The sequence below is a fragment of the Candidatus Nitrosopumilus sp. bin_7KS genome, assembly GCF_054095835.1.
Map to the genome: position 1 here is coordinate 37,664 of NZ_JBSWSO010000010.1, position 14,401 is coordinate 52,064.

Genomic DNA, 14,401 nt, shown 5'->3' on the forward strand with positions numbered 1-14,401 from the left:
TTGATTATACTTTCAATTGGAATGTTGATGGTTGGACTGTTTATAATCAATCAACAACATGCAGAGGGAATATGTATGCCAAACCAAGACTGGTCTGATGCTCCGTGCATGGATAATTTTCCAATAAACAGGACAGAGTTTCAAAAGGATTGGGCACCGTACTATGATTACAAAGGCTCAGAATTAATGGAATCAAAATATGTTGAAATGAAACAGGCAATAAGTGATGGAACTTTTAATGAATGGAAAAGCAATCGTGAAAACTCTAATGTGTATTTTTATTATCTTTCTGTAGACAAAATTCAAAACCAGTACGATTCTTTTGTGTTTGATGACGAAGTTGGAAAATATGCTGCATTTCCTCCATATTTTATCATAACAGTTACCTGTATTTTTGCAGTCATGGTTATTGTTATTGTATCTGTTTTGATTAGGAGAAAAAGAAAATGAAAATTAGATGCAAAACATCAGAAGCATTTTTCAATGATGGGATAAAGTTTCATACGGTATGAAGTATTTTGTGATTTTTCTTATTTTTCTCTCTATATTTCCAATAAGTTCAGCATTTGCATCCTGTGGGGCACCGTATGATGCTGCATTTTATTGGCTTGATCTGCCTTGTCATGACACTATGCAGACAGACGAGGAAAGAAGAGCAGACTGGGCAGAATTTTATTATTTTAAAGGCTCTGAATGGATAGAATACAAGACAAACGAATTTGAAACCCTGATGAGTGATGGGTTTTCTGAAGAACTCTTACGTGATTGGATTGGACAAGGTCATGACTATGCTCCTAATAACTTGAATTTTTGGAATTACTATGAACTGTTTGGCAGTACTGTTCCGCAAACCCCGCAAAAACCAGTAGAACTACCGTTACAAGAAAAACAAACCTGTGATGAATCGTGCAAAGATAGAATCACTGAATCCGTCAATCCATATACATGCATAAAGATCCAACATTCCCAAAATTATGAGTGTGCACACAAATCTGCTTTTCAACCAACTGTATTTTTGACATCCGTTGATGAGACAGGAGAAGAAATGACTTTCCGTCCTACTGAAACAACAGTATCTCTTGGAATAAACAACACGATACGATGGCACAACACCAGTTTTAAAACAACTATTTCAAACCAAGATGCAGTCTATGAATCAATTTCCATTCCGTTTAATGACATAAGATACCAAGTCCTAGACAGGGTTGGCAATTATACATTCTATGATGAATCAAATACTGATGCAAAAATATCTATCAATGTAGTTCCATTGGATGGGAGTTTCAATTCAGGCAAACCTATAATCAAACATGGTTATTTTTCTGACGTAAGATTTCAAATATTTAGAGCAAATTTAGACAGTCAAAACTTCATACACGACATAGTCATACGTGATAATAGCTCCGTCAATATCACTTTGGATAATACTATGGATACTCAATATGCAGTACATGATAAACCTGAGATGACTGCTCTTGCCATAGTGAATGTTGGTGATGTAATTACCAGTGGCTGTTCATATCATCATGATACATATTCAAGAGTGTTTTATCACACCGTTGAGAAAATAAATCTGCAAAACAATGCGGTAGAATTTAAAGAAACAGTAGACTATGTTCAAGGAAACAAATGTGAGTTGCTGTATGCTGACACTACAAACATAATTGAAACCATTCATGGTGATATGGTTTTGAAAAATATAAAATCACCGCTAAAGCAATTCAAGTCAGGTGTTCCTATTTCTGAAATAGAATGCAAAGAAACTCTACTTTTAATAAAAAAATATGACGGAACTCCGATGTGCGTGACTACTGAAACTCGCGAGAAACTAAAGGAGAGGGGATGGGATGCACCTCTTCTTGTTTCTGTAAATCGAGAAGCGCCAACCGTATACTTGGAACCTGTGGATATTTCCTCTGTAAACAATCAGTTTGCCATTGACTTTTACTCAGACCTCACACAGCATGACAGCACAAGTAATGTCTTCTTTTCACCTACAAGCATCTCTGCTGCGTTTTCCATACTGTATGAAGGTGCACGTCAAAATACTTCCCAAGAAATTCAAAACGTCTTTGGCTTTCCAGAAGATGAACAGATAAGAAGATCAGGATATCTGTCATTACACCAATCAATTAACGAAAAAAGCAACACTGACACTTCTATGTCCATTGCAAATGCATTGTGGCTTGCAGAAAACTTTGAACCACTTGCAGAATACATTGATGTTGCAACAACATTTTATGACAGCACAGTTGACACTGTAAATTTTGCATCAAATGATGGGATAAACAAAATCAACGGGTGGGTTGATGAGAAAACACAAGGAAAAATTCCCGATATTCTCAAACCAGGCTCTACTGGTTCTGACACAAAAATGGTAATTACAAATGCAATATACTTTAAGGGATTATGGGAGTATCCCTTTGATTCTGAAGATACATACGACTCTGAATTTATGGTGGACAAGGACAATTCTGTGAACGTACAAATGATGACTTTTCCTCACAAGATGCAAGTCAACTATGCTGTTACTGAAACAATGGAAATGATAGAACTGCCATACAGAAATGGCACCTTGTCCCTATTGGTTATTCTGCCAAATGAGATGGATGATCTTAGAGCAGTTGAAGAGTCCATTACAGTTGATAACCTAAAGATGTGGACAGACTTTCCTACAGTAAACAGGGGAATCAACATTCACATCCCAAAGTTTACTTTGGAAACCGAGTACAATCTAAAAGAACATCTTCCTGACATGGGCATGCCTACTGTATTTAATCCAGTTCATGCAGATCTTAGCGGAATCACTGGCTACAAGAGTCTGTACGTGTCGCAGGCAATCCACAAAGCGTTTGTTGAAGTAAATGAAAAAGGCACAGAAGCTGCAGGAGCTACTGTGATAGTTACAGATGAGTCTGGTGGGCAGACATTCAGGGCAGATCATCCTTTTATTTTCATAATTCAGGACAATGAAACTGACAATATTTTGTTTATGGGCAGAGTAATGGATCCTACAAAGTAGAAAATGAAAGCTAGGCTTTTGATAATTATTGGGATAATTACAATCCTCTCAGTTGGATCATTTCTTATTCTACTTCAAACCCCATTTGCAGACGTTGCACCTTGCTTTAACAAAGAAAAAAATCGTCATGCTCCATGCCTACCTGAAACATCAATTCAGTTCTATGAATACAAGGGAGGAGAGTGGATGGAGACAAAAAAACAGGAAATGATTGAAGCCATGTTGAATGATACCTTTCATGCATGGATTGATCAAACTAAAGATGATCACTCTCATTGGAACGTGTATCAATATTATTCCTATACCGAAGATTTGTCAAAACAAATTCTTGATTTAAAAGGAATTGATGCTGATTTGGGATGGATTGCAGAAGATGATTCAATACTAAAGACTAGTGCAAACTGTATGACACTTGAACAAAACAAAGAAACTGCACCATTTTTCAAAACTCCTGCATATTTGCCTAACGGGTATTCTCATGTATGCTCGCAGTCAGGCACCCCTTCTGAATCGTACATTGTGTATCATCATAAAGAAATTCTAAACTGGAATATCCCTGAATTGATAAGTGATGGCGCAATTTTCATCTATCAAATCGATGAGAGAAATATTTTGGATGCAGAAAAGTTGGAAACCCTTGGGACTGCAGAGCAGAGAATCCAAGAAGATTATGATAGTGTAATAGAGTCAAACCCTTCGTTACAACCACAACTGATCAGAGTTAACGAAATTCTGGCAAATGCAGTTGACTCTTGTCCTGACTGTGGAATGCAAACTGCAAACTTTGCTGATGGAACATTTATCCAAAAATCAACTTCCACTGAAACGAAAATTAAATTCATTGATGAAAACGGAATAAACTACATGCTAAAGACTTCCTTGCCGTTAGATGAGTTGATCTTGGTTGCAGAATCGCTTCAATAAAGTCCAAAACATCAGAAGCACTTTTCAATGATAGAATAGGATTTCATACATTATGATTCCTCATGTGGTTTTCCTCGTCTTCTCTTTGATGCTTGCTGGCAATCTGGCTTTTGCGCAATCAAATGATTATACTGTGGGCGAGATACATCTCCCCGACAGGTGTTATTCATCCGTCGATGTTAGAACAGTAAGGGTAATTGATCCTGACATGAATGCAGACCCGCAAAAAACAGAATCAGTACCGGTATATCTCTGGGCTAACACTGATGTTGATGTCCGTAATCCAAATGCAGTAGAGACCGGTCCAGACACCGGGATCTTTGAGACTGCAGTATTTCTCAATGCATATGATGAATCATTCAGTCAAAGAATACGCGCATTAGAGGGAGATGTGTTGTATGCAAGGTATGTAGATGAAACAGTCCCATTTGACCAAAAACAAGTAATTGAAACTTTAGTGACTATTGGCGCACTGTCTCCACAGCAGAGGTGGGGTGAGCCATGGCCTGAACGCTCGCAACTGCACAACAGCACATACGTCTATGATGCATGTCTGTCAGAGTTTATGGACAAGGTAGGACGAGATAATTCAGGCCTTGACTGGCTTGATGTAACCTATCCTGCCCCACTAAAGCAGATAGAGTCTGGATTATTTTTTGATGAGGTAATCTGCAAAGATGATTTTGAATTGGCTTTCAAACATGACGATACTCCTGCATGTGTAACGGAATCTACCAAACAGAAACTGGTTGAGCGAGAATGGACTAGAAATATTATATTGACACAATCTTTATTTGAAGATATTAAATCAAATATTTTGGGATTAGGTTATAGCATTTGTGATATACAACTAAATGATGACAAAATTACAATTGACTTGCATAAATTCTTCAAAGATTCTGAACCTGAAAAAAAGATAATTTCACAGATACCTTATGTGAAGTATGAAATAGTATACCATGAAGGCTATTCTGATTATTTTATCAACACTATAACATCGCATGAATGTAAGGGATTGGCAAATGAAAACTAGACTTTTGATAATTGTTGGAATTATAATTATATCTGTTGGAATCACAATTGGGGTTTTGTCTCAAGTCGACTTGTATGATTATGACAAATATTATCCTGTGTTTGGACCACGTTCTCCTTTGGCAGAGATTGGTACTGGAAATCCTGTTTTGACCCTGGATAATTGTCAAAGGTATGCATATTGGCTTACGGAACATCAAAAAGAAAAGATAACGCTGCAAGAAGACTTTTCTGTACGCTATCCTCCTTGGGGAAATCAGATTTTTCCACTAGTTGATTATTGCACAAAAACTGGACAACTTGATAAAACTGTAATTAATGAAATGTTGAAATGGGAATTCACTCCTGTAAGTCAAGGCATGTATGAACCACCATCTGAAATTAAATTCGAACCAACACCTGAACACTCACCAAAACTAATATCAAAATCTCTTGCCATATTCTACGCGGCAGAGCAAAGAGATCTGATAGAAGAAGATTTAAAAAAATATGATTCACGTGCAACGCTGCTTAAAATAAGAAACAACGGATTTGCATTTGAGATAGATCCTAATACGCTCGAGGAAAGAGAACTACACATGAATCGTTTTAATGAATACCATGACGGGCAATACATCTGGTTGGTTTTTCTGGTAAAAAACAATGAATATCAATATCACATCAACGCAACTGACGGCAAAATTCTCCTTTCTGCACAAGATGGGGCCGTTTTGACTGAACCAGAACCTGCACCATTTCCATCAAAATGTAAGTCAGGTCCTGCACCAAGTAACGAATATTATTTTGATGAACATACATGTGATTGGAAATTAAAATGAAAACTAGACATGCAGATAAAATTTGATGCGTTTGGCAGTCCGTCTCCATATATCATTGGATGTTCTGGAGATAATGTTTCTGTTGGAGGATTTGCAGATGTCTTGGAAAAACTAGAATCTGGTTGGTGCCTTGATGGCAAAGTAATATCCATTGAGGACTAGATCCTGTTTTGTTCGGATCGCTGAAATAAACAAGCTCGCAAAACCAACTTATTTAATTCAAAATACGGGTAGTTCATACATGGTATTTTTTTTCATAATATTGTGACTTGTAAAGGAATCTGTAATCAACACAAAGCAATCAAGCCATACGGTGCTAATCGTTATCATGCCGGACAAAAAAGATGTACAGTGTGTGAGATTTTTGTGACTTGGGACGGGAAACATTGCCCTTGTTGCAATTTTACATTAAGAACAAGACCGCGCAACACCAAAAATAGACATCAATTGCAACTAATTTATGCATCAAAAAGAATTTAGAAAAATGGAGAGAAAATATTATATTTTAATTCCCTTCATGCTTGCAGCAGTAATCCATCTTGTAAATCCGGTAGGATTTCCTGACATCTTCTTTGATGAGGGAATCTATATGAGAAGAGCAATGAATATGATGGATACTGGAAATCCACAAGAGAGTTATCTTTATGATCATCCATATTTTGGTCAGATAGTTTTAGCAGGAGTATTACAAATTACAAATTATCCGCCAGTCACAACAACTGATCCAGAATCACTTCAAAATCTTTACCTCATTCCTAGACTGTTCATGGGAATAATTGCAGTTGTGAGTACTTTACTTGTATATCAGATTAGCCGAGAGAAATTTGGTAGTGTTGTGGCATTATTATCTTCAACACTATTTGCAGTGATGCCATACACTTGGATATTTGATAGAATCTTACTTGATTCTATTTTATTGCCATTTTTACTTGCATCAATTTTACTTGCAATCTATTTTGCAAAAGCGCAAGGTAAGTTGTGGCTTGCTCCACTTTCAGGAATAATGTTAGGGCTGGCAATATTTACCAAAGTTCCGGCATTTGTTTTCATCCCTCTTGTAATCTGGTTAATTTTCCAAAAGGAAAGAAAGTTGTCACACATGCTAATTTGGATAATTCCTGTATTGTTGATTCCACTATTGTGGCCTGCAAACAGCATATTTTTAGATCAATTTGATTTGTGGATTAAAGACGTATTGTGGCAAAGTCAAAGAAGTAATAGTATTTTTGAAATTGTTGGATATTTTCTTTTTATTGATCCAGTGTTGTTTACAATTGGTATTGCAGGCATAATTTATGGTGCGATTACAAAAAACAAATTTGTTTTGTTTTGGTTTGTTCCATTTGTTTCATTTTTATCTTTAGTTGGATTCAAACAATACTTTCATTGGATTCCAGTCATTCCAATCATGTGTATTGCTGCAAGCATTTGGTTATTGGATTTGCCAAAGAAGATAAGATACCTGAAAGCTAAAACCATCCATTATAGTATAATTGGAATAATTCTAGCATTTGGATTTACAAGTACAATGCTTGTCATAACAAACGACATATCATATAATCAGTTTGAAGCACTATCATTTGTCTTAGAAAATCAAAATGAACAGAGTACAATCTTGGCAGGACCTGTGTATTCGTGGATTCTGTATGATGTATTTACTGTTGATAACGTTCCATTAGATTACTCATCAGTTTTGTTCTATCCTATAGAGACTGAAAACATCACAGTTATTGCAGATCAACATTTTGTAATGGATCAAAACAGAGGTGAAAAAATCAAAAGAGTATACAACAACACTCAATCAATAAAATATTTTGAGGGAAAAATAAATGACTATGATGATCTGGTTTATCCCCATACAGGCATGAAAGTGTATCAGGAAGGATTCTTAATTGATGTCAGAGCAGGTCAATGGGATGAAGGCAACTAAATTTCACATTAAACATTTTAATCCAAAGTGCTGAGAATCATTCTATTGCAGTCAGCAGAAATATCTATTATTGTACCAACATATAATGAATCAAAGAACATTCAGGAAATTTTAGAGCGCATTCAAAAATCAATTCCGAGTAATCTAACGGCTGAAATAATTGTAGTGGATGACAATTCACCTGATTTGACAGCAAAGATAGCTGAAGACTATTTTCATTCAATAAAAGAAAAAACAACTCATACAATTAATGTAATCAAAAGAAAGGCAAAAGATGGCTTGAGCTCTGCAATACTAAGCGGAATTCAGCAGGCAACTGGCAGTACAATTGTAGTGATGGATTCAGACTTTTCTCATCCGCCCCACATAATACCCAAAATGATAGATACGTTGAGGCAGACCCGTTGTGACATTGTAATTGCCTCGAGATATGTAAAGGGCGGCTCTATTCAGGGCTGGCCATTTAAGAGAAAACTCATGAGTAAAGTTGCAACAAGCATTGCAAAGAAAGGATTGGGGATTTCATCAAAAGATCCAATGTCTGGATTTTTCTTATTCAGGAAAAATATTATTTCTGGATTGAAATTTGACGCAATAGGATACAAGATGTTACTAGAGATTTTGGTAAAAACAAAGGGTGTAAAAATTCAAGAAGTGCCCTATACGTTTACAGACAGACAATATGGGGACAGCAAACTTGGAGCATCTACTATTCTAGATTATTGTAAATCAGTCTGGAAATTATACAAGTATGGACGACAAGTAAGAAAAGAAGAAAAACGCACATCAGTAAGATTTCTCTCAAAGGCTGCAAGATTCTTTACAGTTGGAGCGTCAGGACTTGGAATAAACTATCTTGCATCAATGGTATTTTCTTTGAATGCTGATATGTGGTATCTTCATGCTACTATGATGGGAATTATTTTTTCAATTACCAGTAATTTTGTTCTAAACAAGTATTGGACTTTTGAGGATCGAGATTTTTCTACGAAGAGAACTTTAATTCAATATGGAAAGTTTACAGGATTTAGTTCCATTGGTGCGTTAGTACAGCTTGGAATGGTGTATTATCTTGTAGATGAGCTGAGTGTGATATATCCAATTTCATTAGTATTGGCAGTTGGAACTGCAGCATTTAGTAATTTTATACTGAACAAAAAATGGACATTCCAAGAAAAAGTTTGGAGTTAGTCTATCTATTATAATCGTCTTCTAATCGTTTGATATCTAATTCATCAAAATCTCCAAAAGATATTTCAAGTATTTTCATATCTGTTTTCGCTTCTAATCTATGAATGGTAGTTTTTGAAACAAATAATTTGTCACCTTGTATTATTTTTCTTTTATCTGGATTCATGGCATATCCTTCACCGCTTAGAACATACCATTTTTCAGATCTATGCTCATGAAACTGCAAACTGGTTCTGTTACCTGCATTAATTGAAATTATCTTGACTGTGGTTTTCTCATTATCTGTTAATTTCTCGAAAAACCCCCACGGCTTGTTAATTTTCTTGTCTAAATCGCTAATTTCCATCAAAAATCGTATTCCTTTTAATGTTATATTTCATTTGAATCTTGTTTTTGTAGATCCTGCGATTATACAATCTACTAAAAATCCACATCTTGGAAGATTCATTCTTTTTCGCTTTAAATAAAATAATCGATAAAGAATAATTAAGAAACTTCTTTTTTCTGAATCCCTTTACTATCGTTAATCCAGTTTTGAACATCTGTGATAATACTTTCTTTTAATGATTCTGTATGAAACCAACAAAGAACATCACTTGAAAGGCATTCCTTACACGAAACAATCTTTTTTATCGATATCGACACCTCAGATTCATAAAAAGGGTTTTCATCAAATGAATATTTCAATAAATATTCTATGATATTGTGATATTTATCAAAATGTAATTAAATAGACAGACATGATTTTATACAAAATCCCAAAATTGGGAAATAGTACAATAATATAATAATATAAAGTATGAAGGGAATATAATATGAAAATGAATTCAAGGAATATCTGGAATGACTAGTTGCATTGTTATTGATGATGATCAAGATATTGTAGATGTATTTTGTGAATTATTGAGTGTGATTAATGTGAATGTCCTTGCAACTGCTGACAGTGGAAAAGATGCAGCACCGCTTTATAAAAAATACAAGCCAGATATCGTATTTACTGACTTGCAGATGCCAAAATATGACGGGGCTTATGTGGTTGAAACAATCAAGGACTTGAACCCTGATGCCAAACTTGTTGTAGTTACAGGAAATATGGATGCAGGTGACTCTGATCTTTTTGATTTGTTGCATGTTCCAATAATTAACAAGCCATTTGACACTCATGAAATAAAACAGATCATCACAGATATTTTTCTGGAGGAGAATTATTTTGTTGCACCATTTGAAATTCAATACAAGTTCAAAGATGACATTAATTCGTACACGTGTACTGTGACCTACCCTCAATATAGAAACTTCAAACAGTTGCCTGTCATTGAAGAATGCAACATTGTAAACACCAAAAAAAATATTCAATCCTACCAAGATGAAATGCAAAGGGCACTGGAGTTGGTTGTACAAAACGATACTAGCCATATTCGTAAATTGTCGGAGATTGTACAAGATTGACTGAAAAAACAGTCCTGATTTGCATGAATATTAATATGAAAGTATTAAGAGATGAATATCGTGACTGATGTAGATACTTTTTTTGCAACGTCCCTTGAAAGGATGATTTGTGTTCATTTGGGAGATACAACATATCGCAGTATTCAAAATAGATTGTTTGAAAAATATGGCATATCAATTACGGAATCCATGAATGATTTTAAAAAACTAGACACTGTTTTACGGGAATTTTTTGGGGCAGGTGCTAAAGGTTTAGAGAAGAAATTCCTTGAAGGGATTTGTACTATTAAATCTAAGAAAGACAAATCTGAAAACAGATTTACAATAGCGGATCCTACACTCACTCAATCCATTCTAAAGGCATTCAGCGATGATGAGATGTCCAAGATTCTCAACGCATCAATTGGAGAGCCATGGACTATTGCAGAGATTCTAGAGAAATTGGACATTCCTAAAACATCAGGATATAGAAAAATCAATTCTTTAATCAAACAAGGATTGTTACTACAATCAGGACATGAATTTACAGAAAATCGAAGAACCGTTGACAAATACAAATCTCTGTTTGATAATGTGAATATTGATTTCAGTAACAAAGTATCTGTGAACGTACAGTTTACACATGAAGTTATTGAAAATAGCACTGTACTTCAAACAGTTTACGGCAAATAAGAAACAAAACTGTATTTATAATTTGTCTGGAAATATACGATTATTTTTTCTTATAACATAATTTTCAATATGATTTGACTGAATTCCAATCTATTTTGGAACATAGTTTTGAAATTAAATTTGAGTAAAAAATACAAACTAGACTTTTACTTTAGACTTATGAATAAAACTGAAATTTTTACTGATAAATTATACGTGCTTGTTATATAGATAAACTCAAACAGTAATTTATGAATAGTTGGGGGATTTTTGGAATTAGTGCTATATTTGCATTCTTTTTTGTGATGCAGCCTGCATTTGCAGAACCTCTTGATGAAATAGTTACAAATGTTCTAGATGTTGATGGGCAAACTGCAACTGTAAAAATAAACTGGAATCATGATGATTCGGTGTCTAATTATAAAGTTGGATGTGTAAGCTGCATGCCTAATTTTTCAGAAAATACCACTATTGATGAAATAATCCTATATGATGTTGCATCGTTTGCAAATGGTAATGCCCTTCTTTACATAATTGCTTATGCAGAAGATGAAATCATCTCAGCCGAACAAGTGATATTGAACTTTAACTGATATTGTAATTATTTCTATATTCATCATCTCACACCTTATGCGTAAAACTGAAATTTTTACTGATAAATCATCAGCGCCTGTTATATACATAAATTCGATCGATCCTTCATGGGTGGTTTGGCTATTCTTGGAATTGTAGCTATTTTTGCACTATTTTTTATCATGAATCCTGTTTTTGCAGATTCGGCAAATACTGGAGAGCAGACCAGCCTTTCAAAAGATCTTCAAAATAACCCCTTAGCTCAAGACATTCTCAAAAAGATAGGACAGACTAAAAAAATGATTGAGGAATTAAAACAAAAAGAATACGAGATGAACCAAGCACAAGAAAATCTAGAAAAAATGCGCGAGATGTCAATCAAACAATTAACTCAGGATCTTGATGAATGGGAAAGACAGTGGGAAAGATTCTCTTCAAGAAATGTATTTAATAATTTTGTAAGTAATAGACCTGATTATGTACAAGGCGTATTTTGGGATCAGTTTGAATTTAAAGAACAAAAGGTAAATGCAGGAAGAACTGCAATGAATAACATTTTGATGAATGGCGGAACAATGCAAGAGGCAACAAAAGCATATCACAAAATAGCATCTGCCCCAAAAATTGAATTAATAGAGATGAATTCACAGTTTAATGTCAAACATAATTTGGCAGATTATGCAGAACAACAAGTCTTCAACTCTACAGGACAAGTACACATGTCAGCTGCAACACAATCAAAGTTGGGTAACTTGTATAGCGATTATAAATTACAACCCAATTACATATTGGCAAATTCAGATGATGTATCAAAACTAAATTCAGAAATAAATATGGATACACAATGTGCTGATGGCTTGGTATTGGTATCTAGAGTAACTTCTGAGACTTTTTCCTGTGTTGATGAATCTATTGTTAAAAAATGGATTCATAATGGAATTAAGGGAATTATAGTTCACGATGAAAATCTCTCTGATGCCATTTCATCTGTTTCAAATGTAAAAGTAAATCCTGGAACAAACTGTGATTTAGGCTACCGAGTAATTTACAATATTGAATCATCCAAATACCAATGTGTTTTGGAATCTATTGCAACAGAAATGATTGATGATAATATTGCAGAGGTCCATACCATTACAGAGTATGTTCTTGGCAAAGACAAACAAAAAATCACACATGATGAAATATATGAAATAAATCAAAAAATTCTCCAAATTAATGCCGAATTTGACCTCAAAAAGAGCACATTGGAGACAAAATATGATGATAAACTCAAGGATGAGAAATTATCTGCAAAACAAAAAATGCAAGAAATTATCAAAGACTACAAAATTGGTGAAACCCTCACAAAGGAAGATGTAACTAGACTTATTTCAGAAATAAGGGCAATATCTGATTCTAACACAGAAAAAATTAGTAGTGAGATGATTAATGAACTGGCCTCCATTGAACTGGAACTAAAAAATTCAATATTAAAAATAGTCAAAGGCTATGAGAACAATCCTGGCATTGATGTGGATTGGAATTATCTGAATGAAACACTGATCTCTCCTATACTGATAACTGAAGAAAAGAAAACAAATCCTGTCAAAGTATCATTTCATGAACATTCAAATAAAATACATCTTGATGATGTTGATCTAGTTAATTCATTTGGCCACAAGTTTGATGAGATTAAATCAAAACAAGTATTACAAGTTGCAGCAGACATTACAAATTTTGATGATGCTTCACAGAATTTCATATACATGGTTGAAATAAAAAATAATGATAACATTACAGTCCAGCCTTCAAAATGGGTGACAGGCACATTAAATTCAAATCAGACTCTTAATGTTGGACTGTCTTGGATTCCACAAGAAACTGGACAATATGTGGCACTCATATCTATAGGTACTGGAATGAACTCTGTTTCCCAAGTTGCAGATGTTGAAATCAATGTAAATCCTGAGGGTGATGTCTCTGATGATAATTACTGCAAAGATGGATATGAATTGCTTTTCAAATACTCTGATAACTCTCCTATTTGTACAAGTCCAATCACTGCCTCTAAATTACTTAACTTGGGGTTGGCATTTTCTTGATAGATAACAATTGATATGAATTCTAAGGTTTTATTAGGTGTAGGTATTTCGTCTGCAATAATAATTGCAATTGTAGTTATTGCGATATCTTCACCAGAAAATACCTCGTTATTGACAGACCGAGAAATTCGAGAGTTAATACAAAAAGAAATATCAAAATCATCTCAAATTACCGGAATTCACGCGCAGACTATTTGCAAAATTATCGAATTATACTGCTCTGATCAAAAGTCATTTTATGCAATACTTGATTCATCTGATGGATACACTAAATTCAGATATTCGCAGGATGGCATGGATTATTATTTTAGAATATTGGGTGACGTTGGAATTGGAATCTAGTTTAAGATAATGATGCATGAACCAATGGTGAAGAAATGATTGATATAATTTCTCTTTTTTTCACAGCAGAATTCCAGTCCAACTATGAACCAATTCATTTGCTACTTGGAGCGGGTATTGGAATTATTGTAATTATGATTTTAATTAAAAAAATCATTAACAAAAGAAATAACAAAAATTCTCAAAACCCTGAAAATGATTCCTAGATGTTTTTGGGATACAATATTGTCCCAATATTCATTGGGCTTTTCCCTTGAGGTAGTGTAGAACACTATGAATATCTATTTTCATATTAGTTACTATGGCTGGCAAAATTAGTCAAGTTTTGATGAAAACAAAATTGAAAAAAATTGCAGGCGTTATGGCTCATTTTTCATTAGATCAC

General features: G+C 34.4%; 15 protein-coding genes. 14 read left to right on the forward strand and 1 reads right to left on the reverse strand.

Going from position 1 to position 14,401, the window contains the following annotated elements:
- The first annotated feature begins 27 nt into the window (after positions 1-27).
- From ACW9W4_RS10400 to ACW9W4_RS10435, 8 genes are all read left to right on the forward strand, one after another.
- A complete protein-coding gene (locus ACW9W4_RS10400) occupies positions 28-450 on the forward strand; it encodes a hypothetical protein (RefSeq protein WP_457762387.1) in 423 nt (140 codons plus the stop codon).
- A 58-nt stretch (positions 451-508) separates the two neighbouring features.
- Positions 509-3,022, forward strand: coding sequence for a serpin family protein (locus ACW9W4_RS10405; RefSeq protein WP_457762388.1), 2,514 nt, complete (start codon positions 509-511; stop codon positions 3,020-3,022).
- 3 nt (positions 3,023-3,025) lie between these two features.
- A complete protein-coding gene (locus ACW9W4_RS10410) occupies positions 3,026-3,946 on the forward strand; it encodes a hypothetical protein (RefSeq protein ID WP_457762389.1) in 921 nt (306 codons plus the stop codon).
- A gap of 88 nt (positions 3,947-4,034) precedes the next feature.
- The gene (locus ACW9W4_RS10415) at positions 4,035-4,979 is read left to right on the forward strand and encodes a hypothetical protein (protein WP_457762390.1); all 945 of its coding nucleotides are present in this window, start codon (positions 4,035-4,037) and stop codon (positions 4,977-4,979) included.
- Positions 4,969-5,796 carry a hypothetical protein gene (locus tag ACW9W4_RS10420; RefSeq protein WP_457762391.1) on the forward strand — a complete coding sequence of 276 codons (828 nt, stop codon included), beginning with the start codon at positions 4,969-4,971 and terminating at the stop codon, positions 5,794-5,796. Before ACW9W4_RS10415 ends, ACW9W4_RS10420 begins: the two co-directional genes overlap by 11 nt.
- Before the next feature lie 9 nt (positions 5,797-5,805).
- Positions 5,806-5,958: a hypothetical protein gene (locus tag ACW9W4_RS10425; protein ID WP_457762392.1), complete on the forward strand. Its 153-nt coding sequence runs from the start codon at positions 5,806-5,808 to the stop codon at positions 5,956-5,958.
- A gap of 298 nt (positions 5,959-6,256) precedes the next feature.
- Positions 6,257-7,726, forward strand: a complete 1,470-nt coding sequence (locus ACW9W4_RS10430; RefSeq protein WP_457762393.1) for an ArnT family glycosyltransferase — start codon at positions 6,257-6,259, stop codon at positions 7,724-7,726.
- Positions 7,727-7,771: 45 nt separating this feature from the next.
- A complete protein-coding gene (locus tag ACW9W4_RS10435; protein ID WP_457762394.1) occupies positions 7,772-8,917 on the forward strand; it encodes a glycosyltransferase in 1,146 nt (381 codons plus the stop codon).
- A 1-nt stretch (position 8,918) separates the two neighbouring features.
- On the opposite strand, the gene ACW9W4_RS10440 is transcribed toward ACW9W4_RS10435, so the two are convergent.
- Entirely contained in the window at positions 8,919-9,263 is a 345-nt protein-coding gene (locus ACW9W4_RS10440) for a phosphomannose isomerase type II C-terminal cupin domain (RefSeq protein WP_457762395.1), read from the reverse strand.
- A 497-nt stretch (positions 9,264-9,760) separates the two neighbouring features.
- Here ACW9W4_RS10440 and ACW9W4_RS10445 point away from each other — a divergent pair, with 497 nt between their 5' ends.
- The 6 genes from ACW9W4_RS10445 to ACW9W4_RS10470 all read left to right on the forward strand — a co-directional run bounded on the left by ACW9W4_RS10445 (position 9,761) and on the right by ACW9W4_RS10470 (position 14,222).
- Positions 9,761-10,366 carry a response regulator transcription factor gene (locus tag ACW9W4_RS10445; protein WP_457762396.1) on the forward strand — a complete coding sequence of 202 codons (606 nt, stop codon included), beginning with the start codon at positions 9,761-9,763 and terminating at the stop codon, positions 10,364-10,366.
- A 51-nt stretch (positions 10,367-10,417) separates the two neighbouring features.
- On the forward strand, positions 10,418-11,038 hold the full coding sequence (locus ACW9W4_RS10450; RefSeq protein ID WP_457762397.1) for a transcriptional regulator: 621 nt from the start codon (positions 10,418-10,420) through the stop codon (positions 11,036-11,038).
- A gap of 230 nt (positions 11,039-11,268) precedes the next feature.
- Entirely contained in the window at positions 11,269-11,610 is a 342-nt protein-coding gene (locus tag ACW9W4_RS10455; RefSeq protein ID WP_457762398.1) for a hypothetical protein, read from the forward strand.
- Positions 11,611-11,718: 108 nt separating this feature from the next.
- Entirely contained in the window at positions 11,719-13,674 is a 1,956-nt protein-coding gene (locus ACW9W4_RS10460; RefSeq protein ID WP_457762399.1) for a hypothetical protein, read from the forward strand.
- A 15-nt stretch (positions 13,675-13,689) separates the two neighbouring features.
- Positions 13,690-14,016: a hypothetical protein gene (locus ACW9W4_RS10465; RefSeq protein WP_457762400.1), complete on the forward strand. Its 327-nt coding sequence runs from the start codon at positions 13,690-13,692 to the stop codon at positions 14,014-14,016.
- A 35-nt stretch (positions 14,017-14,051) separates the two neighbouring features.
- The gene (locus tag ACW9W4_RS10470; RefSeq protein WP_457762401.1) at positions 14,052-14,222 is read left to right on the forward strand and encodes a hypothetical protein; all 171 of its coding nucleotides are present in this window, start codon (positions 14,052-14,054) and stop codon (positions 14,220-14,222) included.
- Positions 14,223-14,401: the final 179 nt, after the last annotated feature.

Coding starts and splice junctions, on each gene's coding strand:
- ACW9W4_RS10400 (WP_457762387.1), top strand. CDS start 28: ATGGTTGGACTGTTTATAATCAATCAACAACATGCAGAGGGAATATGT.
- ACW9W4_RS10405 (WP_457762388.1), top strand. CDS start 509: ATGAAGTATTTTGTGATTTTTCTTATTTTTCTCTCTATATTTCCAATA.
- ACW9W4_RS10410 (WP_457762389.1), top strand. CDS start 3,026: ATGAAAGCTAGGCTTTTGATAATTATTGGGATAATTACAATCCTCTCA.
- ACW9W4_RS10415 (WP_457762390.1), top strand. CDS start 4,035: ATGCTTGCTGGCAATCTGGCTTTTGCGCAATCAAATGATTATACTGTG.
- ACW9W4_RS10420 (WP_457762391.1), top strand. CDS start 4,969: ATGAAAACTAGACTTTTGATAATTGTTGGAATTATAATTATATCTGTT.
- ACW9W4_RS10425 (WP_457762392.1), top strand. CDS start 5,806: ATGCAGATAAAATTTGATGCGTTTGGCAGTCCGTCTCCATATATCATT.
- ACW9W4_RS10430 (WP_457762393.1), top strand. CDS start 6,257: ATGCATCAAAAAGAATTTAGAAAAATGGAGAGAAAATATTATATTTTA.
- ACW9W4_RS10440 (WP_457762395.1), bottom strand. CDS start 9,263: ATGGAAATTAGCGATTTAGACAAGAAAATTAACAAGCCGTGGGGGTTT.
- ACW9W4_RS10445 (WP_457762396.1), top strand. CDS start 9,761: ATGACTAGTTGCATTGTTATTGATGATGATCAAGATATTGTAGATGTA.
- ACW9W4_RS10450 (WP_457762397.1), top strand. CDS start 10,418: ATGAATATCGTGACTGATGTAGATACTTTTTTTGCAACGTCCCTTGAA.
- ACW9W4_RS10455 (WP_457762398.1), top strand. CDS start 11,269: ATGAATAGTTGGGGGATTTTTGGAATTAGTGCTATATTTGCATTCTTT.
- ACW9W4_RS10460 (WP_457762399.1), top strand. CDS start 11,719: ATGGGTGGTTTGGCTATTCTTGGAATTGTAGCTATTTTTGCACTATTT.
- ACW9W4_RS10465 (WP_457762400.1), top strand. CDS start 13,690: ATGAATTCTAAGGTTTTATTAGGTGTAGGTATTTCGTCTGCAATAATA.
- ACW9W4_RS10470 (WP_457762401.1), top strand. CDS start 14,052: ATGATTGATATAATTTCTCTTTTTTTCACAGCAGAATTCCAGTCCAAC.